Source organism: Pseudoduganella plicata, from assembly GCF_004421005.1.
GTDB lineage: Bacteria > Pseudomonadota > Gammaproteobacteria > Burkholderiales > Burkholderiaceae_D > Rugamonas > Rugamonas plicata.
The window spans coordinates 3,889,138-3,914,298 of the sequence record NZ_CP038026.1 but is presented as its reverse complement, the minus strand read 5'-3'; the positions used below and the strand labels follow the sequence as shown (position 1 = coordinate 3,914,298).

17 protein-coding genes are annotated in these 25,161 nt (G+C 60.7%); 3 read left to right on the top strand and 14 right to left on the bottom strand.

Annotated elements, in window-relative coordinates; all coding sequences use genetic code 11:
* Positions 1–14 precede the first annotated feature (14 nt).
* The 13 genes from ahpF to E1742_RS17050 form a co-directional block, all read right to left on the bottom strand.
* Positions 15–1,604, bottom strand: a complete 1,590-nt coding sequence (gene ahpF / locus E1742_RS17110; RefSeq protein ID WP_134386182.1) for an alkyl hydroperoxide reductase subunit F — start codon at positions 1,602–1,604, stop codon at positions 15–17.
* A 70-nt stretch (positions 1,605–1,674) separates the two neighbouring features.
* Positions 1,675–2,238, bottom strand: a complete 564-nt coding sequence (gene ahpC, locus E1742_RS17105) for an alkyl hydroperoxide reductase subunit C (protein WP_134386181.1) — start codon at positions 2,236–2,238, stop codon at positions 1,675–1,677.
* Positions 2,239–2,441: 203 nt separating this feature from the next.
* A complete protein-coding gene (locus E1742_RS17100) occupies positions 2,442–3,215 on the bottom strand; it encodes a hypothetical protein (RefSeq protein ID WP_134386180.1) in 774 nt (257 codons plus the stop codon).
* Positions 3,216–3,268: 53 nt separating this feature from the next.
* Positions 3,269–4,267: a PoNe immunity protein domain-containing protein gene (locus E1742_RS26420; RefSeq protein ID WP_206076686.1), complete on the bottom strand. Its 999-nt coding sequence runs from the start codon at positions 4,265–4,267 to the stop codon at positions 3,269–3,271.
* Between the two features lie 336 nt (positions 4,268–4,603).
* A complete protein-coding gene (locus tag E1742_RS17090; protein ID WP_166793512.1) occupies positions 4,604–5,644 on the bottom strand; it encodes a PoNe immunity protein domain-containing protein in 1,041 nt (346 codons plus the stop codon).
* A gap of 2 nt (positions 5,645–5,646) precedes the next feature.
* Positions 5,647–7,308 (bottom strand): hypothetical protein, encoded by a 1,662-nt coding sequence (locus tag E1742_RS17085; RefSeq protein WP_134386178.1) that lies wholly within the window; start codon positions 7,306–7,308, stop codon positions 5,647–5,649.
* 58 nt (positions 7,309–7,366) lie between these two features.
* Positions 7,367–9,838, bottom strand: coding sequence for a type VI secretion system Vgr family protein (locus tag E1742_RS17080; protein WP_134386177.1), 2,472 nt, complete (start codon positions 9,836–9,838; stop codon positions 7,367–7,369).
* The gene (locus tag E1742_RS26415; RefSeq protein ID WP_189569378.1) at positions 9,839–10,846 is read right to left on the bottom strand and encodes a PoNe immunity protein domain-containing protein; all 1,008 of its coding nucleotides are present in this window, start codon (positions 10,844–10,846) and stop codon (positions 9,839–9,841) included. It lies immediately after the preceding gene.
* Between the two features lie 2 nt (positions 10,847–10,848).
* A complete protein-coding gene (locus tag E1742_RS17070) occupies positions 10,849–12,387 on the bottom strand; it encodes a hypothetical protein (protein ID WP_134386176.1) in 1,539 nt (512 codons plus the stop codon).
* The gene (locus E1742_RS17065; RefSeq protein WP_307721882.1) at positions 12,384–15,560 is read right to left on the bottom strand and encodes a type VI secretion system Vgr family protein; all 3,177 of its coding nucleotides are present in this window, start codon (positions 15,558–15,560) and stop codon (positions 12,384–12,386) included. The genes E1742_RS17070 and E1742_RS17065 overlap by 4 nt, the downstream gene beginning before the upstream one ends.
* Positions 15,561–15,727: 167 nt before the next feature.
* Positions 15,728–18,544, bottom strand: coding sequence for an EAL domain-containing protein (locus E1742_RS17060; protein ID WP_229466048.1), 2,817 nt, complete (start codon positions 18,542–18,544; stop codon positions 15,728–15,730).
* A gap of 148 nt (positions 18,545–18,692) precedes the next feature.
* The gene (locus tag E1742_RS17055) at positions 18,693–21,026 is read right to left on the bottom strand and encodes a YgiQ family radical SAM protein (protein ID WP_134386174.1); all 2,334 of its coding nucleotides are present in this window, start codon (positions 21,024–21,026) and stop codon (positions 18,693–18,695) included.
* A 187-nt stretch (positions 21,027–21,213) separates the two neighbouring features.
* Positions 21,214–21,498 (bottom strand): DUF4404 family protein, encoded by a 285-nt coding sequence (locus E1742_RS17050; protein WP_134386173.1) that lies wholly within the window; start codon positions 21,496–21,498, stop codon positions 21,214–21,216.
* A 319-nt stretch (positions 21,499–21,817) separates the two neighbouring features.
* On the opposite strand from E1742_RS17050, the gene E1742_RS26230 reads away from it, so the two are divergent.
* Positions 21,818–21,958 carry a hypothetical protein gene (locus E1742_RS26230; RefSeq protein ID WP_166793511.1) on the top strand — a complete coding sequence of 47 codons (141 nt, stop codon included), beginning with the start codon at positions 21,818–21,820 and terminating at the stop codon, positions 21,956–21,958.
* A gap of 20 nt (positions 21,959–21,978) precedes the next feature.
* On the opposite strand, the gene E1742_RS17045 is transcribed toward E1742_RS26230, so the two are convergent.
* Positions 21,979–22,422, bottom strand: coding sequence for a helix-turn-helix domain-containing protein (locus E1742_RS17045; protein WP_134386172.1), 444 nt, complete (start codon positions 22,420–22,422; stop codon positions 21,979–21,981).
* 64 nt (positions 22,423–22,486) lie between these two features.
* On the opposite strand from E1742_RS17045, the gene E1742_RS17040 reads away from it, so the two are divergent.
* Together E1742_RS17040 and E1742_RS17035 are read left to right on the top strand one after the other, a co-directional pair.
* The gene (locus tag E1742_RS17040; protein ID WP_229466044.1) at positions 22,487–23,311 is read left to right on the top strand and encodes a class I SAM-dependent methyltransferase; all 825 of its coding nucleotides are present in this window, start codon (positions 22,487–22,489) and stop codon (positions 23,309–23,311) included.
* Positions 23,312–23,357: 46 nt separating this feature from the next.
* Complete coding sequence (locus E1742_RS17035) at positions 23,358–25,049, top strand: alkaline phosphatase D family protein (protein ID WP_134386170.1); 1,692 nt, start codon at positions 23,358–23,360, stop codon at positions 25,047–25,049.
* Positions 25,050–25,161: the final 112 nt, after the last annotated feature.

The window sequence follows — 25,161 nt, the reverse complement described above, 5'->3', positions numbered from 1 at the left end:
TCTGCTCGAAGCGCTTATGCCGCGGCGGCGATCTTTTCCTGCTCGGCTTCGACTTCATCGTCCGAGCGGATCAGGTGATCGAACGCGGACAGTGCCGCCTTCGCGCCCTCGCCGACGGCGATGACGATCTGCTTGTACGGCACGGTCGTCACGTCGCCAGCGGCGAACACGCCCGGCACCGACGTCTGGCCGCGTGGATCGATCTCGATCTCGCCGTGCTTCGACAACGCCACGGTACCCTTCAGCCATTCGGTGTTCGGCACCAGGCCGATCTGCACGAACACACCTTCCAGGTCGACACGGTGCAGCTCGTTCGTATTGCGGTCCTTGTACGACAGGCCGTTGACCTTCTTGCCGTCGCCATGGATCTCCGTCGTCTGCGCCGACAGGATCACCTTGACGTTCGGCAGCGAGTGCAGCTTGCGCTGCAGCACGGCATCCGCACGCAGTTCCGTACCGAACTCGATCAGCGTGACGTGCTGAACGATACCGGCCAGGTCGATGGCCGCTTCCACGCCGGAGTTGCCGCCGCCAATCACGGACACGCGCTTGCCCTTGAACAGCGGGCCGTCGCAGTGCGGGCAGTACGCCACGCCGTGATTGCGATATTCCTTCTCGCCCGGCACGTTGATTTCGCGCCAGCGGGCACCCGTCGACAGGATCACGGTCTTTGCCTTTAGTACGGCACCGGTGGCGGTGTGCACTTCGGCGACCTTGCCCGGCACCAGCTTGACGGCACGCTGGGTGTTCATGATGTCGACTTCATATTCCTTGACGTGCTGCTCCAGGGCAACGGCGAATTTCGGGCCGTCGGTTTCCTTGATCGACACGAAGTTCTCGATTGCCAGGGTATCCAGCACCTGGCCGCCGAAACGCTCGGCCAGCACACCCGTCTTGATGCCTTTGCGGGCCGCGTAGATCGCGGACGCCGCGCCGGCAGGGCCGCCGCCGACGATCAGTACGTCGAACACGTCTTTCTTGTTCAGTTCAGCAGCCTGGCGGGCACCCGCATTGGTGTCCAGCTTCGCCAGAATTTCTTCCACATTCGTGCGGCCCTGGCCGAAGTGTTCGCCGTTCAGGAACATCATCGGCACGGCCATGATCTGGCGGTCTTCGACTTCCTTCTGGAACACGCCACCGTCGATGGTCGTCACTTTGATGCGTGGGTTGATGACCGACATCGCGTTCAGTGCCTGCACCACTTCCGGGCAATTGTGGCACGACAGCGAGATGAAGGTCTCGAATTCGTAGTCGCCGTCGAGGTTGCGGATCTGTTCGATCGTCGCCTCGTCCAGCTTGATCGTATGGCCGCCGACTTGCAGCAGAGCCAGCACCAGCGAGGTGAACTCATGGCCCATTGGGATACCTGCGAAGCGCACACCGATGTCGCTGCCGGCACGGTTGATCGAGAACGATGGACGGCGCACGGCGCCAGTGGAGTCCTCGACCACGGTAATCTTGTCGCTCAAGCCTTCGATATCGGCGAGCAATTCCTGCATTTCCCGCGCTTTGGCGGAGTCATCCAGCGATGCGACGATCTCAATCGGCTGCACCACTTTTTCCAGATAGGCTTTCAGTTGGGTTTTGAGATTTGCATCCAGCATGACATTTTCCTTTCTTGTTCGCTGCCGGGCACACGCCCGGCAGCGTTATTGCTACTTACAGCTTACTGACTTAGATCTTGCCGACCAGGTCCAGCGATGGGGTCAGGGTGGCAGCGCCTTCCGACCATTTCGCTGGGCAAACTTCGCCTGGGTGGGACGCAACATACTGGGCTGCCTTCAGCTTGCGCAGCAGTTCCGAAGCGTCGCGGCCGATACCGTTGTCATGGACTTCCATGACTTTGATGAAGCCTTCAGGATTGATGACGAACGTGCCGCGCAGTGCCATGCCTTCTTCTTCGATCATGACCTGGAAATTACGCGACAGCAGGCCGGTTGGGTCGCCGATCAGCGGGTAGTTCACTTTCTTGATGGCGTCCGACGTGTCGTGCCATGCCTTGTGAGCGAAGTGGCTGTCGGTCGAGATACCGTACACTTCCACGCCCAGCTTCTGGAATTCTGCGTAGTTGTCAGCCAGATCTTCCAGTTCGGTTGGGCACACGAACGTGAAGTCGGCCGGGTAGAACACGAACACCGACCATTTGCCCTTCAGGGACTCTTCGCTCAGGTCGATGAACTTGCCATTGTGGTAAGCGGTGGCCTTGAACGGTTTTACTTGGGTGTTGATCAGAGACATTTGTGTTTTCCTCGTGAGGTTTGTTGAATCAAGAGACATCAGTGTAGCGAGTTCTCGGCTATTTGAAAAATTGATTGTTCCGATGGCGTCAATTGAGTTTGACTATCGGATCAGATAGCGAGACCGTTATTATCGCCGTTTCGCGAAGGAGCGGAGGACCGCTGGGGGGCCTGGCCGGAGTGCTTCGCAGGCATGCTGTCGGGTCAGCGCTTCTTGCTCTTGCGCTTGCGCCGGAGAGGACGCTGCGCCTCATCAGAATACATCGGCGCCAGCGGCCGTCCCGCTGTCCGCTCGAGATGAACGAGCGTCAAGGCCTGCGCGGCGCCTGAGCCGAACAGTTGGAAGAACCAGGCAATCAGGAAAGAGATGGCAAAAGTCCACGCAAGGGGCGCGGCGACGGGGTAGGAATACACCATGACGGGAGCGACCATAAAACCGCCCAGCACCGCGAGCACCACCAGAGGCATCGTGAAGCGGTTCATCAGCGGCACGTACATCGACGACTCGATACGTAACGATTCCACGGCCCAGTCCCATTCGATCGTGCCCTGTGCTTCCTGATAGTGTTCCGCCAAGGCCGTGGCTCCGCGCGCCGTCCACGCGGCACGGAATTGCCGGAAACCCCGGATGGCATTCGTACCGCAGAGCCAAGTCATCAGGCCAATTGCCATCAGTTTGGTGCGGCTCTCAACCTCCTCGATCCAGAACAGCGGCAGGAGGAGGCAGGAGATGAACCCGATGAGCAGCAGCGTGGGCGTCCCACGCGACAGCAACCGGCACAGCGCTCGGGTGCTGCCCTTCCAGTGCAGCCAGGCGTCCAACGCTGTAATGGCCAGCGCCAGTGCGAAGCCGGTGTACAGGAAGCGACTGGTTGGGGTGGTTCCGGTCACCTCGGAAATCATGATCCACCCCATCCCGATGATTAGCATGCTTCCGGCGAGAACAGCGGTGAGGCGCTGGCGGGATGATTCGTTCATATGCAGTACTTCAATTGCAGGTCTGTTTGCTTCAAGTGATGGCCGCCGACCATTTATAAAGCACGGATATACCTCCACACAGTAATACCATCGGCCGCCTCAGCAGTTTGCATCAATTCTCCTTTTTCAAAGCTCCGTCGCTGCGGTGGGATATCGAGCGTTTCCCACACCCCAGCAACGGGGCAAGCTTGCCCGGCCTTTTCACACAGCTCTGGTTGCGCAGCGGCCGATTTCGGGGCATTGATGCTACGAGCGTAGTCAACTAAATCTACAGAGTAGAAGCTTGCCGCCCGATATGAGCTGTCGTCAATGTCCAGCACATAAGTAATCGCTGCGGCCTCCCACGACCAATACCCAGTGAATACGTCGCCTCTCGTATGGCTATTGTAATAACCCTCGCGCCGACTTGCTTCGTACCAATCCGCCAAATATTGTTTCATTAGCGCTGGGCGTTGGTTTCTTGTCGCGGCGAACATCTTCAGCGTTTGGAAATAGGGGAGGTGACGCGTGCACTCACCTACCATTACATCGCGACCAGGAACGAACATCTCAAGTAAACGTTCAAGCATTCCGTCTCTGCGTGGATTATTGAAGTCGATGATATCAGGAATGTCGGACAACAATGCACCGTGCCCCAAAAGAATGCCGAGACATATCAGCTGATTCGCGAAAACGAAATCACTGCCCAATAGCGCAACCGTTGCAACGGTCGGGTTCCCGCAGTCGTCCGATCGCTTATATTTCTGCCACGCATCAGAATAGCTTTGCCAGTAACTTAACATCGTGGGGTAGATCGCTGCAAGCTCTGATACCGGATGACCGCCGCTATAACAATTCAGTACGAAAGTCTGGCCATCCCAGGCCCGTTGCTTTAGTGGCCGTGCGGCCTCGTACGAATCGATGGAACCGCCTCTCGCCTTTCTCTTGATTAACGTACGCCGCACGACTTCGAACCCTTCCAGCATATCGTCGAAGTTGTATTCATAGACTTCGTAGCTCAGGAGCTTTTCACGCCTGCGTGTGCCGAAATCGGGCAAACTGATCTTTTCCAAGGTCATGCCTTCAAAATAAATCCAGCCTATCCTAACCACATAACCAGATGTCTAGCTAGCTCGCCTCTTATGTGGCCAAAAGACTGGCGCCTGCGTCCGTGAGAACTCGGCTAACTAGCACCGAGATACCTCCACACTGTAACACCATATGCCGCGTCAGCGGCTTGCATAACGTAACCTTTCTCAAAATTCCTTCTTTGCGGGGGAATATCAAGAGACTCCCACAGTCCACCAGCCGGGCAAAACTGACCGGATTTTTCTCGCAGCTCTTGTTCCGGCTTCAATTCCATACTGGATCTCGGAGCATTGACGCTACGGGCCCTACCACATACGGTTTTACGGGATTTCGGTTATATCGTCTTGGCTTAGGCTCCATTGCCAAATCACAACTCCGTAATCTCCACCGTAGGCAGGCATGATTTCCCCAAACTTAAACTGCTTTCGACTGCCAACCTTAGCAGGCGTCTCCCAAAATCCCTCGCGCGGGCACATATCTCCCGCTAGGACCCGGTTTACTTCCCTGCTTTGCTTACCGCCTATTTCTCTCTCACGGATCCGGGAAATTTTCGCGTACGAGACTAAATCATCCGGATATACAATATTATCTATACCATCATCGTCCACATCGAGAAGGAACATCACGGCAGCGGCCTCGAACGCCCAATAACCGTAATATGGTGCATATCCGTTATCGGACAAACGCAGGTGCCCGTTGTACCACCTCGGGTGAGCGCTCATTGCAGGATACCACGCCGTCAGGTAGCTTGAGACATACTTAGCGATATGTATATCGTCCTCTTGCCAGAGCGCTGAGACAAGTGTGTCGTAAGGCTCTCCTAGAATACACTCATTAACGGTCGAATCGCGGGTACCGCAAATCTCGATGAGTTCATCAAATAGTGCATCCGTACCAACATGGCTCCGGAGGATTGAAATAATACAGTTGACTGACATGCGATCTCTAAGGAGTATCGCAATACTCAGGAGTTGAAGAGTAGCCTGATAGTCTGCTAGGTTTTCAAAATCAGGTGCGGCAGCGTACTCATAAGGGCCATCCTCAGGAAATTCAGCCGAGAGGGATATCGCGAAAGCTTGAAACGACTCATTCCAATTGACGAAATCCGCCACCACATCAACGAAGGCTCTCGATATCTCTTCTATGGGAGCGCCCGCGGTATATTCCAGCAGCCACAACCATAACTTCTCAGCGAAGATCATTCGTAATTCACCAGTATGATCTTCGGTGCCAAGCTGACACCGCGATAGATTTCGACGTGACGTGGCTATCAGTTCATGTTGATTTCGCTTGGTTGCACAATACATCTCGTACGACAAAAATTTTTGCCGGCGATGCGCTTTGAATTCTTCTGGGCTCATGATCATAAACTCCCTTTTTTCTTCGTCATTTTATTAGATTTTCTTTGATTCGCAGAGGCTGTTTCTTCTGAATGCAGGTCGGATGACTGCTTTCTAGAAATGCTTCGTCGCCTACGGGCGATCGCATCAATCTCATGAGCTTGAAATATTTCCGATACACCGTGCATTGGTCTATGGTCGTCGTGCTCACGCACGTTTTCATACTTATTTTCAGCGAGCAGAACCGCACACGCGCGTAAATGATCGTCAATACCGTGCGCTGGAGTAAGCGTGAGCCGCTTCTCTCCAGCTTTATATTTATTTCCGAACGGATCGGTCACCGTAGGGGCTATCAAAAACAGGTAAACCCATCTATTCTGGAGGTTCTCTAGATTTCTCGCGTCAGAATTACTTATATGGTCTCTAACCCAGTCCTTCGACATTTGTGTTCCCGAGCGAGGCTCAGATAACAAGCACCATAAAGCAAGTTGCCTTGACGTGAGCGTATCCGGTGCCGGCGGGATGCGGCTACCTTTAGCTGCCTTCATACGTTTATGCCCTAGGCCGTAGACGGCCCCACCACTGTAACTCAGCTTCGCCTCGACAAAGTGGAATTCCTCGGCTGATATTTGCCAAATCGTGTCAATGCCGCTGGTAGTGACTCTCCCTATATCTTCTGGAATCAGTTCCTTAGGGCGCCGTAAATCCTTCTTCTCGTGGATTATCCTAGGAAACTCGTGCTTCCACTTGGCGCGATAGTCCCCGTGGGGCCACGACGAATCAGCTTTAAGGTAGTGACACATATGGTAGTAATCGGCCAAGTGTTCTCCAATGAGACCTTTCCAAACGAAGCTGATTTCTGAAAGAGAGTCCTCGATCTTCCGTGTCGCGTTTTGCGCTTTTCCGCTTCCTTCTTTAGCTACCTGTCTATTAGATTTCTCTTGTGGCTTGTGCTCCATACCACGTCCAGGTGATGGTGTATCGCCATGTGTTTTCGCTCTAGCCGGAACACTGTTAGCCTTGCCTTCACCCTTTGCATGGTTATGTTTGGCGGCCGGATTTCCTATCACCGTCGCAGCATATGCGACATTTTGCGCTACCATTAACGCGTCTTCGCCGAGCAACTCACGTATCATTTCTTGCAATGCAGCCGAACCTTGCGTTATTCCTGACTTAAGTGGGCCACGCAACGCCTCAACCTGCGGCTTCATATCGCGGGCTGTGTACTGCAGTTCTGGAGACAGCCACCAGTGTTCTCGCGAGAGTTCGTCCAGCATCGCTACGCAACTGTCCAGTGCTGCGATCGCTGATACGATCGCGAGCTGCGTATTTTGTGCCCAGTCGAACGTTTTCATGAACTTGATCGCCGCGCCTTTTGACTTTGCGAGCATGGCCTCGATCATCACATTACCACCAGCGAGCGGACCGGCCTCCTTGCGTAGCTTCCTCAGCGGTTTAACGATCGTTTTGAAGAGGCTTCCGACCTCAGGGATACAGCCGAACGCTGCCAGCGCAGCGTCCATCCAGTCGTCTTTGGTAGCCTTCGCCGGGCCAACCTTGCTAATTCGGAAAACCATCCCCGACACGTCGCGCACGTCCATTACCTGATCTACGACCGGGATGAGAGAGATCGCACCGCCGACGATCATTGCCGCCTTACCTTGGTCTGCGGAGAAGTCGCCCATAATCAGGTCCAGGAAGAAGTGCCGACCTCGTCAATAAAACTGCTGCTTTGTTCTTTGCTCATGCCGACGTACCTTTTTCCTGTTTCCTGCGAGCCTCTTCAATCAGCGCCGCGACACGCTCTTTCGAGGCACGCGCGCGCTCCAGTTCAGGATCGGGCTCAAGTGCAGGCGGCAGCCAGGGTACGGGTTCTTCTCCATATTCAACGTGGTAGTCTCCGGGCGGCACATTGCTGACCAATGCATATCCTTTAGCGTCCAGCGTACCGGAACGGCTGGTGCCGTCGGCGAAAGTAATCTTGTAGGGAGCGTGCGCGACGGGGACCAGATCCTCGTAGTGGAAATTGAGTTCGACAGCGTTATCGATGTTCTCCGCCTTCGGCAACCCCGGCAACGTAGGCAAAGCACTAGCCGGCCCACCCAACTCCTTCATGCTCGCCTTGAACACCATCGTGCCAGGCCCATGAATCATGATGTTCCCACCCTCAAGCTTGAGGTAAGCGCCCTGTGCGGTCAGCATGACGTGCTCCTTGGCCGAGATCGAGATGCTCCTGCCGATGCTGGCGACAGTGACGAGCTTGTCGGCAGTGACTTTGGTGACGTCGGACTGGCTTTGCACGCTCACCCTGCCGCTGGCCGCATGCAGGCGCAGGCCGGTTTCCTGGTTGGGCTTGCCGGTGGCGCTTGCTTTGCCGTACGTGAACAGGCTGATGCCGTCCTTGAGCTGGTAATTCGCGTTGGCCTGGGCGGCAAAGTTCAGATCTTGCCCGGCGGTGACGGTGCTTGTGCTGCCTGCCGCGACCACGGCGTTGGCCGGCGTCGTGGCGGCAATGCCGGACGGACTCGACAGTTGCAGGTGCGGTTCGGAAAACGCGGTAGCCTGGCCGGCACCGCCTGTTTCGCCGTCGCCTCCTCCTGCGCCGCCTGTCGCGCCAAGCACCTCAATGCTCTTGTTCAGCCCAGTCACCGCGCTGAGCTTCTCCGGCGCCGGCTCGTCTTTCAGTTTCGCGTTGTGCTTCTGCGCCAGGTCCGCCATCGACTGCGCCAGTTCTGCGCTCTGTTCCACTTGCGCGGAGGCTTCGCCCGAGTCGAGCTGGTGACCGCTGGCGTTGTTGCGGGCGTTTGTGGTCATCAGCAGGCCCTGGCCGGCGCGCAGCGCGGCGCTGTGGGCTGACTTCAGTTCGGCACCGAAGCCGGCACCTTGCAGGCGCTGGTTGTCGGTCTGGTGGCGCAGGTGGCCCAGGTTCAGTTCGTCCGTGCCTTCATGCGCCCGGGCGTGACGTTGCAGCGCCAGGCGCGGTTCGGCCGGGGTGTCGTCGAAGACGAGCTGGCTGAAGGCGCCCGTGCCGCTCTGGCTCGCCTGCAGTGCCTGCGACTTCAGGCCCGACAGCGTGGCCGGGTGGGCGTGGCCACCGCCTTCGCCCGGGAACCAGGCCGGGGCATTGCCCGTGGCGACGCCTGCGCCGCCGGCGACCTGGTTATTCTGCGCGTCCGTTGCACCGCTGCCGTTGTACAGGCTGCCGATGACGACCGGGCGGTCGATGTCGCCGTCGAGAAAATCGACCAGCACTTCACTGCCGATGCGCGGTACGGCGACGGCGCCCCAGTTGGTGCCGGCGACGGGTGCCATCGGCGTGGCGATGCGGACCCAGGTGCCGGCCTGGTCGTCGCCCGGAGCGCCGGTGTGGCCGTCCGGGGCGGGATGGGTCAGGCGGCTGTGGCTCTGCTCGCCGCGCTGCCAGTGGAACTGCACCTTGATGCGGTGGTCGCGGTCGGTGTGCACGACGGCGCCCGGCGGACCGACGACGACGGCCGTCTGCTGGCCGCGCACTGTCGGTTTCGGGCGCAGCAGGACGCCGTGGCCGTCGGTCGTGCTGCTGCGGTACGGCACATTGCTGCGGATGGCGTCGATGCGGTTGCGGTACAGCGGCCGCTCGGCGATGCCGGCGCCGACAGCGTGCAGGCTGCGGCCCTGTTCCATGGCGATGCGTTCGGCCAGCGCGTTGACGCCGAGAGTGCGGTCGAGCACGCTGCGCACGTCCGCTGCCAGGTTGTTATGGGCCAGGTGCAGCACGCGCGTCACGATGAACGTGCACTCGCTGTCCGGCGCGGCGTCCAGCAGTGCATGGTCCTGCAGCGCGAACGTGGTGCCGGGGCTAAGCGTGCGAACGGTGCCGGCTCCCGTGAAAATCTCTCGGCCCGCTTCGATCGCTTCCAACTGACGGTCGGCGATGCGCTGGCCGTGCTCGCGCGACGTATAAGCATACGCGCCCGGCGCGTCGCGGAGCGATGGCGCACCAGGCGCCGCCACGGCGCTGGCCGCGCCGACGCGGCGCGTGTCGTTGCTGCGGTAGTCCCAGCTGCCCAGCTCGACGCCGCCTGCCGTCCAGCGCAGTTCGTTGCGCCAGCGGTCGATGCTGTGCTCGCGTCCGACGCCATCCGCGAGGAAAGCAGATACAAGTGTAGCTGAATCATTTATCTTTATAAGTCTGATATCAGCTTGCTTATCCGCTTTGCAGGCGAAGTAGTCCACCTAAGAAGCGCCCAGATACCTCCATACTGTGATGCCATAAGCCGCCTCGGTGGCTTGCATAACATCTCCTTTCTCAAACCTTTTCCTCTGTGGCGGGATATCCAGGGATTCCCAAACGCCACCAAGCGGGCAGATCTCTCCAGATTTCTCCCGCAGCTCTGATTCGCTATATGGCTCTACGAACGACCTTGGTGCGTTAACGCTGCGCGCGTAGTCCACCAGATCAATGGGATAAAACATCATATCTCTGTACGAGCTGTCATCAATATCCAGGATGAAAGTAATCGCGGCAGATTCCCAAGACCAATAACCGGTAAAAATTTCGCCACGTTTATGGCTCTCATAGTACACTTCCCTTCGGCTTGCCTCGTACCAGTCAGCCAGGTACTCTTTCATTAACACGGCACGGGATTCCTTCGGTGCAGCGAATATTTTTAGAGTCTTATAATACGGCAAATGCCGCGTGCATTCTCCAGGGGGCGCACTCCGATTGGGAACATAGCTAGCGAGCAGTCTTTCAAGCATGCCATCCTGCTGCGGGTTATTGAAGTCAATGATTTTTGGCATTCTTTTTAGGTGCGTGCCCCACCCTAGCAAAGCCCCGAGGCAGATAAGTTGATTTGCGTATGCGAATTGGGTTCCAAGCAGTGGAAGTGTTGCCACAGTTCCATTTGTGCTCTCATCAGAATTCTGGAAAACCTCCCATGCCTGGGAATAGCTTTCCCAAAAACCTAGAACCGCTGGGAAAAATTGGGCAATCTCCGCTATCTGGTGCCCGCCGCTGTAACAGTTAAGTATGAAAGTCAGCCCGTCCCAGGCTCGACGCCTTTGCGGAACGGCGGCCTCGTATTTACCAATTTTTCCGCTCAAAACTTCAGGCTTAGACAAAACACTCCGTACAACATCAAAACCCGATAACATTTCGTCAAAATTATATTCGTAGATATCATAGCTTAGAAGCTTTTCGCGCTTGGCGCGATCAAACTCCTCGCGATTAAATTTTTTCATTTTCAGTCCTTCAGTATATTTTCTGGCAAATCAATTATAAACTGGACGTGGTGCGCCGCGCCCTTTGATTTCTGGTGTTTAGCAAGCTGCCGACCTGTTACTAGAGAAATCCACCGATTATATGGATAGCCGGTGGTGGTATTTATTATTCCGTTTAGTTCGCGCTCTCGGAGCAGCCTTTTAAGTCTAAAGCCCGCTGTCGTCATATTTTCGCTATCTATAGCGGTAACAATCCACTCGTGGCTCATCTGAGTGGCTAACCCAGTAGGATTCCCGTGCTTATCCTTTCCTGGTGGATTCACACTAGCGCGAATGTTCTGCTCGCGTTTGGAGCTCTCTTTGATTCTCACGACCTGATCTGCATGAGCATCCCGTCCGGCATTCTGAAATGTGTTGGGCTGGCCGCTAGGCGTGGGATTACTTGCCTCTTGGCTACGCAGTACAGCAAACTTCTCCGCCAAGGCCGCAGGCAGAGCTGCGATAAGGGTCAGCGAATCGAACACTCGCGACTTTGTCTCGCCCACAACATACGGTTTGATCGGGTTCCGATCATTGGCCCATAGATGGTCGATACCTGTATGCGGCGTTGAGTTTTCTTCGGTAAGCTTGCCGCCATTGTTCACCTTTACGAAAGTAACGTGCTTGCGCTTTACAAAGTAATCGGTGATATGCTCGGCGGGCACTCCACTCTTCCAGTTGCGTTTCTTCTCCTTGCCGCTTTTCTTTGTTGAAGTATTCGTGGAATTGGTCTGCGCACGCGGCGTCTTGACGTCGTTGTTCCGTTTTGCGAGGAGCTTGGCTTCATCGCGGGCACCTTTTGCAATTTGTTTAGTGGATGCGTCTGTGCCTTCGTCCACGACCTTTCCTACACGGGCTGTAGGTACCGACGCCGCGGCGGTGTTTCCGGGCAACTCGTGCGACATCATCTTTGCGTGCAGCTGCTTCAGTTCTGCAAATGCGTCGTCAATCATTTTCGGCGCGTTTTTTTCGATCGTGCGCAGCTCTCCGATGATTTGACGTACTCCGGTGCCGCCAGCGACGGCCTTCACCATCCAGCTGTCCAGGCCGTCGATAAACGCAGCGATGGTTTTCTTGAACAGCCCTTTGCTTTCGTTCGCCAGCATCGTCCAGTTGACGTCGCGCATGAATTTCTCGACATTGCCGTGAAGCTTCGGCGAGACCCCTTCAAGAATCCGGCCGAAGTTGTGGCCACGCTTCATCAGCTTGAATCCCACCTTGAGCGCATCTCCCACCGCTGGAATACATCCGATCAGCGTGATGACGAGGTCGACCCATACCGCAATTGCAGTCGGTGTTCTCGAAATCGCGATGATTCCGAGAACGAGGTCACGTATATCCATTGCCTGACCAACACCTGGGACGACGCCCAAGATGCCCGTGATGATGATATGCGATGGCGAGCTGCCGGCGCCGGTAACAAGGTCGCCGAGCCAAGTGGTGATATTGCTCTCGGCCTTCTTGATTACACGCGTCGTGGTGCCATGGGGCAGTTCTTTCGCTGTCAATGTTGCGGCACTCATACTTCCTCTCCGTCGGCGTCGTCGCTTTCGCCGCCTTCATGTTTCTCGCGGTATGACTGCTCTGCCTCGATGTCATCCGGTTGCGCCTCATTGGCGTACAAATAATCGTTGTAGTGAAAGTCGTATTCGAGATCACCCTCTACGCTGTCCGAGTCATCCCCCAGCATGGCGTCCAACTCATCCGGGAAATAGTTTTCGCGGAAATACGCATCCTCTTGCGCGATGTAGGCGGCAAGAAGGTGCGTCGCCTCCTCGTCATTGGTAGCTTTCGCCCCCAACAGTGGATTTGCCTTGCGCGGCTTGCGTAAAACCGCTTCCCGCTCATCCTCACCATAGGTGACGATACCCCCACCAGAAGGTACGTTTTCCAGGCGTGCGAAGCCTTTCGCGTCGAGCTTGCCGACAATGCTTGTACCGTCATCGAACAGCACCTTGTAGGGCGCCCCGACCATTGGTTGCAAATCATCCCAGCGGTAATTAAGCTCCATGAAGTTGTTGATGTTCTCCGCCTTCGGCAACGCCGGCAACGTCGGCGAAGCACTAGCCGGCCCACCCAACTCCTTCATGCTCGCCTTGAACACCATCGTGCCAGGCCCATGAATCATGATGTTCCCACCCTCGAGCTTCAGGTAAGCCCCCTGCGCAGTCAGCATGACGTGCTCCTTGGCCGATATCGACACGCTCTTGCCGATGCTGGCGACCGTGACAAGCTTGTCGGCGGTGACTTTGGTGACGTCGGACTGGCTTTGCACGCTCATCCTGCCGCTGGCCGCATGCAGGCGCAGGCCGGTTTCCTGGTTGGGCTTGTCGGTGGCGCTTGCTTTGCCGTACGTGAACAGGCTGATGCCGTCCTTGACCTGGTAATGCGCGCTGGCTTGCGACGCAAAGTTCAGATCTTGCCCGGCGGTGACGGTGCTTGTGCTGCCTGCCGCGACCACGGCGTTGGCCGGCGTCGTGGCGGCAATGCCGGACGGACTCGACAGTTGCAGGTGCGGTTCGGAAAACGCGGTAGCCTGGCCGGCACCGCCTGTTTCGCCGTCGCCTCCTCCTGCGCCGCCTGTCGCGCCAAGCACCTCAATGCTCTTGTTCAGCCCAGTCACCGCGCTGAGCTTCTCCGGCGCCGGCTCGTCTTTCAGTTTCGCGTTGTGCTTCTGCGCCAGGTCCGCCATCGACTGCGCCAGTTCTGCGCTCTGTTCCACTTGCGCGGAGGCTTCGCCCGAGTCGAGCTGGTGACCGCTGGCGTTGTTGCGGGCGTTTGTGGTCATCAGCAGGCCCTGGCCGGCGCGCAGCGCGGCGCTGTGGGCTGACTTCAGTTCGGCACCGAAGCCGGCACCTTGCAGGCGCTGGTTGTCGGTCTGGTGGCGCAGGTGGCCCAGGTTCAGTTCGTCCGTGCCTTCATGCGCCCGGGCGTGACGTTGCAGCGCCAGGCGCGGTTCGGCCGGGGTGTCGTCGAAGACGAGCTGGCTGAAGGCGCCCGTGCCGCTCTGGCTCGCCTGCAGTGCCTGCGACTTCAGGCCCGACAGCGTGGCCGGGTGGGCGTGGCCACCGCCTTCGCCCGGGAACCAGGCCGGGGCATTGCCCGTGGCGACGCCTGCGCCGCCGGCGACCTGGTTATTCTGCGCGTCCGTTGCACCGCTGCCGTTGTACAGGCTGCCGATGACGACCGGGCGGTCGATGTCGCCGTCGAGAAAATCGACCAGCACTTCACTGCCGATGCGCGGTACGGCGACGGCGCCCCAGTTGGTGCCGGCGACGGGTGCCATCGGCGTGGCGATGCGGACCCAGGTGCCGGCCTGGTCGTCGCCCGGAGCGCCGGTGTGGCCGTCCGGGGCGGGATGGGTCAGGCGGCTGTGGCTCTGCTCGCCGCGCTGCCAGTGGAACTGCACCTTGATGCGGTGGTCGCGGTCGGTGTGCACGACGGCGCCCGGCGGACCGACGACGACGGCCGTCTGCTGGCCGCGCACCGTCGGTTTCGGACGCAGCACGACGCCGTGGCCGTCGGTCGTGCTGCTGCGGTACGGCACATTGCTGCGGATGGCGTCGATGCGGTTGCGATACAGCGGCCGCTCGGCAATGCCCGTGCCGACGGCATGCAGGCTGCGGCCCTGTTCCATGGCGATGCGTTCGGCCAGCGCGTTGACGCCGAGAGTACGCTCGAGCACGCTGCGCACTTCGGCCGCCAGATTGTTATGGGCCAAGTGCAGCACGCGCGTCACGATGAACGTGCGCTCGCTGTCCGGCGCGGCGTCCAGCAGCGCATGGTCCTGCAGCGCGAACGTGGTGCCGGGGCTGAGCGTGCGGACGGTGCCGGCTCCCGTGAAAATCTCTCGGCCCGCTTCGATCGCTTCCAATTGACGGTCGGCGATGCGCTGGCCGTGCTCCCGCGACGTATAAGCATACGCGCCCGGCGCGTCGCGGAGCGATGGCGCGCCAGGCGCCGCCAGGGCGCTGGCCGCGCCGACGCGGCGCGTGTCGTTGCTGCGGTAGTCCCAGCTGCCCAGCTCGACGCCGCCTGCCGTCCAGCGCAGTTCGTTGCGCCAGCGGTCGATGCTGTCCTCGCGCATCACGGCGCCCGGTTGCGAGAAGCGCACCGTTGCCTGCGCGTTGGGCTGGAATGCGCCGTTATGGTCGGCGATGACCATCGTGTGGCCGTCGGCGCCATGCTCGAACCAGTAAAAGAGGCCCTCTTCCAGCATCAGCCGTTCCGCGAACGCCAGGTTCGACTCCTGGTACTGGCAGGTCAGCGAACGCTTCTGGTAGATGTCGCGCTCGGCGATGTCGTAGCGCCACTGCGGCACCAGTTTGCCGGGGTTTTGCCAGCTGTTGAAGATGCTGTCCAGGATATCGAACACAGTTGCGTCCTGGAACACGCGACTGTCCCGCCCCATGTCCATGAAGGCGCACCACGGTCCGATCGTCAGTTCATGGCGGGCCAGGCCGCCATCGGCGCCCAGCAGCCGGGCCGACGTGACGTGGCCGTGGAACGGACGCAGTTCGGTGCGGCTCGCCGCCGTCATCAGTTGCAGCAGGACGGGCTGGCCCAGCAGCGACTTCAGGGCGATACGCGCGTCCGGCGACACGGCGGTGACCGTCAGCTCGTACGGCCGGCTGATCGCTTCCTCGCCGCGCAGGCACTCGGGAATCAGCTGCTCGGCTCCGAGCGGCGTGGTCAATTGCAGAAGGCGGGTATCCTGTCGCAACAGGTCGGGCAGCACGAGCATGGGGAGTTGAACCTTGGACGGATGAATGGGAGTTAGCAGATTACTACTACTCACCCGACATTACACCGTAAAAGTTCGCTCAAGGCAAGAGTGCGCGCTTTGAGCTGACGCAAAACGGTTCAGTCCTCCGCCGGCGCCACGTGGGATTGCAGCAGCGCATCGAACGCCTCCACAGGCATCGGCCGCGCAAACAGATAGCCCTGGCCGTAGTCGCAACCCGCCGCTGCCAGCAGGTCGCGCTGCTCCGCCGTTTCCACGCCCTCGGCTATCACGCTCAGCCCCAGCTTGTGGGCCATGACGATGATGGCTTCCGACAATGCCATGTCGCTGGAATCCGGTGCCAGGTTGCGGGTAAAACTGCGGTCGATCTTGAGGTAATCGATATCGAACTTGTTCAGGTACGACAGCGACGAATAGCCCGTGCCGAAATCGTCCAGTGCCACCTGGATGCCGGCATCGCGCAGCTGCAGCAGTTTATCGGTCACCATGGCACTGGCGTCGAGCAGCAGGCCTTCCGTGATCTCGACAACGATCGCCTGCCCTGGCACGCCCAGCTGGCGCAGTGCCCGCAGCCAGACGTCGTACGTGCCGCCTTCGCGCTGGAATTCGACCGGCGACTGGTTCAGGCTGACCTGGAACTCGGGGTGGATGTCCTGCCGCCAGCGGCGCACCCAGCGTAGCGATTCGTCGAAGACCCATTGGCCGATATCGACGATCAGCCCGCTTGACTCGGCCAGCGGGATGAATTCCAGCGGACTGACGAGCCCCCGCTGCGGATGCTCCCAGCGCAGCAGCGCTTCCGCCTTGTGGATGGCGCCCGTGCCCAGATGCACGATGGGCTGGAAATACAGCTTCAGCTGCTCGCCCTTGATGGCGCTGCGCAGGTCGTTCGTCAGGCGCATGCGGTTCAACGCCGCCACCTGGAGCGCCGGCGTGAAATAGCTGAAGCGGTTGCGTCCGGCCCCTTTGGCTGCGTACATCGCCTGGTCGGCATGCTTGAGCAGGTCGTCCACGCTGGCCGCGTCATCCGGGTACAGCGTGATGCCGATGCTGGCGGAAACGAATGCCTGCTCCTGGTCCAGTGTGAACGGGGCCAGCAGCCCGTCCAGGATGTTCTGCGCGATATGGTCGACCCGCTCCGCATCCTCGAGAGCCGGCAGGATGACGGTAAACTCGTCGCCCCCGAGCCGGGCCACCGTGTCGGAAGCGCGCACGCAGGTGCCGATGCGGCGGGCCGCCTCGATCAGCAGCACGTCGCCCTGGTGGTGGCCCAGTGTATCGTTGACTTCCTTGAAGTGATCCAGGTCGATGAAGAGGATGGCGATGCGGCTGCCGTCACGCCTGCTCTTGACAATGGCCTGCTGCAGCCGGTCGAGGAACATGCGCCGGTTGGGCAGCTGCGTCAGCGGATCGAAGTTGGCCTGCTGCCAGATCAGCGCCTCCGTTTCCTTCTGGTCCGTCACGTCTTCGATCATGCACAACTTCAGCCGCGGTCCCGGCTTGTCCGCATCCACGGGCACCACGGACACCTCGACCCAGACAGTCGCCTCGTCCGGCCGAAGCAGGCGCAACGTGACGCGAAAGCCCGCGATCTCGCGCTCCTGCAGGCGCCGCAACTGCAATAAACACTCCGGCAAATCGTCGGGATGGATCAGGTCCGTCCACGAACAGCCGCCGGTCGGCCCCGCCGGCCGGCCCGCGATTTCCAGGCCGCGCGGGTTGACGTCGATGAACGTACCCGTGACCGGTTCGATCAGCGCAATACCCATCGGCGCCGCCTCGAACATCGTGCGGAAGCGTTCCTCTCCCTTGCGGATGGCTTCCGCGGCGCGCTTTCTCTCGCGGGCCAGCAGCGCCATGTGCACACCGGCGCCCAGCAACAGCAGCGTGGCGGCAATGCCAAGAATGCGATACAGCCAGACGAGATTCGGCGCGTTGTCCGTGTTGTAGAGGAAACCGTCGAACGACACGCCGCGCGGCAGCTGCCCCAGATCCGTGTAGACGTCGGCAATGTGCTGCCAGCGGTCCGGGTTCATGTAACCGACTTCGACCAGCACCGGCTGCACCAGCGGCACCATCTGCCGTGCTTCGTACAGTAGATGCTGGCGGTCGTGTTTCTGCGAGTACTTGCTCAGGATGAGATCGACCATCTCTTCCTGGTGACTCATCGCATATTGCCAGCCGCGCATGCTGGCGGCGCGGAATGCCTTGACGCGCTCCGGATGGGCGCTGATTTCATGCTCGCTGGTGAACAGGTTGTCACCGTAGAAATCGATGCCGGCCGAACGGGGCGTGTGGATATCGTAGGGAAACCCGGCGCGGTCCAGGTAATCGGGCTCGTTGGTCGTGTAGATCGACATCGCATCGACCCGGCCCTTGATCAGGTCTTCCGGGTTATAGCTGTGTTCCAGCCGCTGCAGCCGTTCCGGCGCGACGCCCTGTTTTCTCAGGTATGCAACCAGTTCGTCGGCCTGGTTCAGCTGGTCGGTCTTCGGGCCTAGCATGACCTTGCCGCCGACGATGCGGCGGATGTCCGGCACTGTACCCTGCTGGCGCATGGCCATCGCATAGGGGGAATGCTGGAACACGACAGCCAGTACGACAACGGGCTTGCCGGACAACCGCGACAGCAGCAGCGTGCTGCTGCCCGTACCGAACTGCGCGCGTCCCGACAGCACGGCGCGTTCCGGCGCGTCCCCATCGGCGCCTTCGAGGATCGTCACGTCCAGCCCGGCTTCCCGATAGAACCCCTTTTCCAGCGCGGCGTAGTAGCCGGCAAACTGGAACTGGTGCGTGTGCTTCAGCTGCAGCACGACCTGCTCGCGCTCACCCGCATGCGCCACTGTGCTCCAGACGAGGCAGGCGCCCGTCGCCAGCAGCAGCCTGCGGGAGCGGCGCCGGCCGCCTTCAAGGAACGCAACCAGGAAGGAATGCACGTGTCAGGGAGGGGCGGGGTTGGCGGAAGGCGGCATCGTTCGATTGTACTGCCTTCCACGGCTGGGCTGCGGCCGGGTGTGGCTTGCAAGCATCAGGACGATTGCTTGCAAGCCGAAGGGTTACTTGTGACTTGTTACTTGTTACTGGTTACTTGCGGCCCGCTTTGGCCGGCTTGGCGCCGGCACGCGCAGGAGCGGCCTTGGGCTTGACCTTGATCGTGTCGAGGATCGACGGGCGCACCTTCGTCTCGATCACTTCGCGCGCCGTCAGCGAACCGGTCAGCGCGTTGGGGCGGCCGCCGCGCGGGGCCGGCACGGCGCGACCGGCCGTTGCACCGGCCGGCGCACGCGGACGCGCACCCGGCGCCAGCGTCGGCATCGCGCGCTTGCCTTCCGGCGCCGCTTTCAGATGCTCCTCGCCCGGGGTCCAGGCGGGGATCAGGTGCTTCTCGCCATTGCCGATCAGGTCGCCCCGGCCCATCTTCTGCAACGTCTCGCGCAGGATCGGCCAGTTTTCCGGGTCGTAGTAGCGCAGGAACGCTTTATGGGCCTTGCGGATCTTGCCGCTGCGCGGGGTCTCGACCGTCTCGGACGTATCCGTCACCTTGTGCAGCGGGTTCTTGCGCGAGTGATACATCGTCGTGGCCATCGCCATCGGCGTCGGCATGAACGTCTGCACCTGGTCGAGGCGGAAATTATTTTTCTTCAGCCACAGCGCCAGGTTCAGCATGTCCTCGTCCGTCGTGCCCGGATGGGCCGCGATGAAGTACGGAATCAGGTACTGCTTCTTGCCCGCTTCGACCGAAAATTTCTCGAACATCGCCTTGAACTCGTCGTAAGCGCCGATGCCGGGCTTCATCATCTTGTTCAGCACGTTCGGTTCCGTGTGCTCCGGCGCGATCTTCAGCAGGCCGCCCACGTGGTGCGTGACGAGCTCCTTGACGTACTCGGGCGAGCGCACGGCCAGGTCGTAGCGCAGGCCGGAACTGATCAGGATTTTCTTGACGCCGGGGATCGCGCGCGCCTTGCGGTACAGCGAGATCAGCTTGCTGTGGTCGGTGCCCAGGTTGACGCAGATGGACGGATACACGCACGACAGCCGGCGGCACGACGTTTCGATTTCCTTGTCCTTGCAGGCCAGGCGATACATGTTCGCCGTGGGTCCGCCCAGGTCGGAAATGGTGCCCGTGAACCCTTTGGTCTTGTCGCGGATGTGCTCGATTTCGCGCAGGATCGACGGCTCCGAACGGCTCTGGATGATGCGGCCTTCATGCTCCGTGATCGAACAGAACGTGCAGCCGCCGAAGCAGCCGCGCATGATGTTGACGGAGAAGCGGATCATTTCCCAGGCCGGGATGCGGGCGTTGCCATAGCTCGGGTGCGGTGCCCGGGCGTAGTTCATGTCGTAGACGCCGTCCATCTCGTCCATCGCCAGCGGCAGCGGCGGCGGATTGATCCACACGTCGCGCTCGCCATGCTGCTGCACCATCGCACGCGCATTGCCGGGATTCGATTCGAGGTGGAACACGCGCGAGGCGTGCGCGTACATCACGGGATCGGTACTCACCGTTTCGTACGACGGCAGCCGCACGACGGTCTTGCTGTGCTTCTCGCGCGCCATCGCCTGGCGTTCTTCGCGGGACATGATGCGGATCGGTTTGACCACTTCGGGCGCGGTTGCGGCGTTGTCGGTCGCGCACGCGGCCTTGTCTTCCTGCGCCATCGCGTACGGGTCGGGATGGGCGTCGATCTTGCCGGGCACGTCCACGCGGGTGGAGTTGTGCACGCCCCATTCCGCCGACGGCATCCAGCCGTGCGGGACGAGGAACGCCGTGCCGCGCAGGTCGCGGATGTTCTTGATGTCCTCGCCGGCCGCCATGCGGTGCGTCAGGTCGACCAGCGCGCGTTCGGCATTGCCGAAGATCAGCAGGTCGGCCTTTGAATCGGTCAGCACGGAGCGGCGCACCTTGTCGGACCAGTAATCGTAGTGGGCGATGCGGCGCAGCGAAGCCTCGATGCTGCCGATGATGACCGGCGTGCCGGGGAACGCTTCGCGGGCGCGCTGGGCATACACGGTCACGGCACGGTCCGGACGCTTGTTCGGCTCGCCATTGGGCGTGTATGCGTCATCCGAACGGATCTTCCGGTCGGACGTGTAACGGTTGACCATCGAGTCCATATTGCCCGCCGTGACGCCGTAGTACAGGCGTGGCTTGCCCAGCGCGCGGAACGGCTCGGCCGAATGCCAGTCCGGCTGGCTGATGATGCCGACCCGGTACCCCTGCGCTTCGAGCAGCCGGCCGACCAGCGCCATGCCGAAACTCGGGTGATCGATATAGGCATCGCCCGTGATCAGGATGACGTCGCACTCGTCCCAGCCCAGCTTGTCCATTTCGGCACGGCTCATGGGCAGGAAAGGCGCAACGGCAGCGCGGGCAGACCGCTTCGGGACGGTCGCAAAAAGGTTTACTGGGGAGTTCATCGACAGGATTGTACCAAAATCGGGCGGTCACTGCGCGATCGGCCAACGATTTCCTGGCGAAATTCTTTTAGTTTTCAATAACTTGTGCGGAAGGCGACAATATCGCTGCGAAATCTCTTGCTCGTGCTTCGCTGACGCTTTGCAGTTGTCCGGGGACAGGCCGCACCGCGGACCTGTCCCCGGCACTTCAGATGCCCATATTCCCCAGGATGCGCGTCAGCTCGCGCAGCGTCGGCTCGAGCGCCGGATGTTTTGCGGCGAACTTGGCGGAAATTTCCTGCGTGCGCTCGGCCAGGCCGTACGTGGTCGTGCCCTCCGTGTCCACGCTGCCATCGGCGGCGCGCTGCTCCAGCAGCTGATGGATGTCGCCATCGAGCTGGCGCAACAGGTCCTGCAATTCCTCGTCCACCGGACCCGCGTGCGACAGCGAGCTGTGCAGGTTGCGCAGAGATTCTTTCAGGTTGTTTTCCATTGTTGTCCCTCTGTAGTAGCCATACCGGACTTATACACCGAATCGCGTCCGGCCGGCCACCCGACTCGGAGGCCGAAACAACCTCGGCTGTGGCACCTTTCCTCTGCCGTGCCATTCGTGCAACACCGCCGGCGGCATTATTCGGCACATCGCGCAGCGTTATCACGAGACGGAATAACTTGCCGTATAGAAATTACAAGCCCGCCCAGCGATATCACTGATGCGAATCGCGGACATCGAAAGACTAAATTGGATTTATATCTGGCACGGGTCTATTCTGACTACATCGACAGACGAAATGCACATAAAGGACAACGCCATGAACACCACTACCTTCGACACCGCAGCCCGTGACACCGCCGCCAACCGTGGCTGGCTCAAAGCCCTGGGCGCCCGCCTGCGCCACGCCCTGGAAACGCTGGGCCGCCCTTACGTGAACGGCCAGTTCCCGTCGTACTGATGCACCTGCGGCACGCGCCGTCAGCCGGGCTGACGACGTTGCCGCCGTAGTTCCGGTTTGCCATCGCCGAGCGCGCCATGCGCCGCCGCTCCCAAGATGCGGCGAAACGTCGGGCATTCCATATGGCTGGGCGCAGCGCAGGCCGCCGCGTGCCGCAAGCCATCGCGCATAGCGCTCAGCTGACGGATCGTCCGGTCGATCTCGTCGGCCCTGGTCAGCAGCCGCTGGCGGTCGATCGCCAGGCTGCCGTCGGGCGCGAACATCGCGCCGATCTCCTGCAGCGACAACCCGGCCGCCCGCCCCAGGGCAATCAGCGCCAGCCGTTCCGGCACGTCCGCGGCAAACACGCGGCGCAGCCCCTGCCGGCCCACCGACGCGATCAGCCCCTTTTCCTCGTAGAACCGCAACGTCGACGCCGGCACACCCGTCCGTCGCGCCACTTCGGCGATATCCAGTACCGTCATTCTTGACCTCAAGTCCACTTGAAGTGCGACGATAGCATCCCGAACCGATTTTTTGGAGATGCAGATGACCGATACCGCTCAGGCGGCGCTGTGGAATGGCAGCGCCGCCAACGCCTGGGTAGCCAACCAGGCCATTCTCGACCAGATGTTTTATCCGTTTGAAGCGATGCTGGCCGGCCGGCTGGAGCCTGGCCAGCGCGTGCTGGACGTGGGTTGCGGCACGGGCGCCACGACCCTGGCCGCGGCACGACGAGGGGCCCATTGCACCGGCATCGACATCTCGGCGCCGATGATCGCCGTGGCGCGCGAGCGTGCACGCGATGCCGGCCTGGACGCGGCATTTGTCTGCGCCGACGTGCAGGACCACGGCTTCGCACCGGCCGCTTTCGACGCCATCATCTCGCGCTTCGGCGTCATGTTCTTTGCGGACCCGGTGGCCGCGTTCGCGACCCTGCATCGCGCGGCGCGTCCCGGCGCCGCGCTGCACCTGTACGCCTGGCGCAGTCCCGACGAAAACCCGTTCATGACGACGGCCGAGCGCGCGGCCGCACCGCTGGTCACGCTGCCCGCCGTCGTGCCGGGTCAGCCGGGCCAGTTCGCCTTTGCGGACAGCGCGCGCGTGCGCGGCATCCTGGAACGGGGCGGCTGGAACGACATCGCCATCGCGCCGGTGGACGTGCCCTGCACCTTTCCCGCGTCGGGCCTGCTGCATTACGCCACGCGCATGGGGCCATTGGGCCGCATCCTGCCCACACTGGACGAGCCGCTGCGCCAGCAGGTCATCGGGACGCTGCACGCGGCGTTCGTGCCGTTCGTCCGCGACGATACCGTCCAGTTGACTGCCGCATGCTGGCAAGTGACGGCGCGATCCGATGTCATCAGAGGGTAACAGACGCAAATTATGATGCGGCGTCTTTCACTCCTGCCAACTACCAATGTCCCAATCGAATTCGCGTCGCAAGTTCATTCGTAATTTCTCCCTCGGCACCATGGCCGTGTCCACGCTGCCGCTGACCGCCTGCGGCGGCGATGGCGGTCCCAACACGACCGTCCAGATCAGCTATGCCCACGGTGTGGCAAGCGGCGACCCGCTGTCGGACCGCGTGATCCTGTGGACGCGCGTCACCAGCAGCAGCACCGACGACGTCGAGGTGGGCTGGACGATCGCCGAAGACAGCGCATTTGCGAAAGTGGTCAACTCGGGCGTCGTCACCACGGGCGCATCGAAGGACTTTACCGTCAAGGTCGATGCGACGGGCCTGGCGCCGAACCGCAATTACTACTATCGCTTCCGCGCCCATGAAGTGGAGTCGCCGGTCGGCCGCACCAAGACGCTGCCTGTCGGCAGCGTGGCACAGGCGCGCTTCGCCGTCTTCAGCTGCTCGAACTACCCGGCCGGCTACTTCAACGTCTACGCCGAAGCGGCGAAGATGGACGACATCGACGCGGCGCTGCACCTGGGCGACTACATCTACGAATACGCGGCATCGGGCTACGCGTCGGCCGAAGCGGCTGCCATGGGCCGCGTGTCGCAGCCGGCCAACGAGATCATCACCCTGTCCGACTACCGCCGCCGTTACGCCCAGTACCGCAGCGACACCGATCTGCAGGCCGTGCACGCCCGCATGCCGTTCATCGCCGTCTGGGACGATCACGAGCTGACCAACGACACCTGGCGCGAAGGCGCCGAGAACCACGATCCGGCCACCGAAGGCCTGTTCCTGGCCCGTAAGCAGATGGCGATCCAGGCGTACCATGAATGGATGCCCATCCGCGTGCCCGACGCCACCAAGCCGGACCGCATCTACCGTTCGTTCGACTTCGGCAACCTGCTGTCGCTGCACATGCTGGACACGCGCGTCATCGGCCGCGACAAGCAGCTGGCCTACGCCAGCTACGTCAACGCGGACAAATCGTTCAACACGGCCGCCTTCACGGCCGACGTGTCGAACCCGAACCGCCAGCTGATGGGCGCGGAGCAGGTCAGCTGGCTGCAGGGTCAGCTGAGCAAATCGACAGCCACGTGGCAGATGCTGGGCCAGCAGGTGCTGATGGCGCGCATGAACCTGCCCGCGCCGATGGTGCTGGCAGGCGGTTACCCGACTTACCTGAACCTGGCCATCAAGGCACGCAACAACCCCGCTTCGCTGACCGATGCCGAACGCGCGCAACTGGCCGGGCCGTCGGTGCCGTACAACCTGGACGCGTGGGACGGCTATCCGGCCGCCCGCGAAACCGTGCTGACGATGGCGAAAAACCTGAACAAGAATCTGGTCGTGCTGGCAGGCGACACGCACAATGCGTGGGCCAGCGACCTGGCGGACGTCAACGGCGTCGCAGTCGGCGTGGAGTTCGGCGTGCCGTCGGTCTCGTCGCCCGGCTTTGAAACCTACTTCCCGAAGGAAGACCCGGCCACGGTGGCGGGTGGCATGGAACAGCTGATCGGACCTCTGGTGTACGCGGAAACCGCAACGCGCGGCTTCACCATCGTCACCGTCACGCCGACGGAGACGCGCGCCGAGTACCGCTACGTCAACACCATCAAGTCGAAGACCTATACGGCCACGACAGGCAAGGTGCTGCGCATGCTGCCTGGCGCGGGGAACCGGAAACTGATCGCAAGCTGAGCGAGGTTCAAGCGCATAAAAAACCGGCGACAGTTCACTGTTGCCGGTTTTTTTTATGCGGTCAGGTCCGCATTCGGACATTTTCACCCCATACGGCCGGGCCCATGTCCGA

Bases quoted from the DNA above. Each gene is read 5' to 3' on its own strand.
- E1742_RS17055 (WP_134386174.1), bottom strand. From the start codon at position 21,026: ATGAACTCCCCAGTAAACCTTTTTGCGACCGTCCCGAAGCGGTCTGCC.
- E1742_RS26230 (WP_166793511.1), top strand. From the start codon at position 21,818: ATGAACACCACTACCTTCGACACCGCAGCCCGTGACACCGCCGCCAAC.
- E1742_RS17045 (WP_134386172.1), bottom strand. From the start codon at position 22,422: ATGACGGTACTGGATATCGCCGAAGTGGCGCGACGGACGGGTGTGCCG.
- E1742_RS17050 (WP_134386173.1), bottom strand. From the start codon at position 21,498: ATGGAAAACAACCTGAAAGAATCTCTGCGCAACCTGCACAGCTCGCTG.
- E1742_RS17085 (WP_134386178.1), bottom strand. From the start codon at position 7,308: ATGGGCGACTTCTCCGCAGACCAAGGTAAGGCGGCAATGATCGTCGGC.
- E1742_RS26415 (WP_189569378.1), bottom strand. From the start codon at position 10,846: ATGAAAAAATTTAATCGCGAGGAGTTTGATCGCGCCAAGCGCGAAAAG.
- ahpC (WP_134386181.1), bottom strand. From the start codon at position 2,238: ATGTCTCTGATCAACACCCAAGTAAAACCGTTCAAGGCCACCGCTTAC.
- E1742_RS17100 (WP_134386180.1), bottom strand. From the start codon at position 3,215: ATGAACGAATCATCCCGCCAGCGCCTCACCGCTGTTCTCGCCGGAAGC.
- E1742_RS17090 (WP_166793512.1), bottom strand. From the start codon at position 5,644: ATGAGCCCAGAAGAATTCAAAGCGCATCGCCGGCAAAAATTTTTGTCG.
- E1742_RS17035 (WP_134386170.1), top strand. From the start codon at position 23,358: ATGTCCCAATCGAATTCGCGTCGCAAGTTCATTCGTAATTTCTCCCTC.
- ahpF (WP_134386182.1), bottom strand. From the start codon at position 1,604: ATGCTGGATGCAAATCTCAAAACCCAACTGAAAGCCTATCTGGAAAAA.
- E1742_RS17040 (WP_229466044.1), top strand. From the start codon at position 22,487: ATGACCGATACCGCTCAGGCGGCGCTGTGGAATGGCAGCGCCGCCAAC.
- E1742_RS17070 (WP_134386176.1), bottom strand. From the start codon at position 12,387: ATGAGTGCCGCAACATTGACAGCGAAAGAACTGCCCCATGGCACCACG.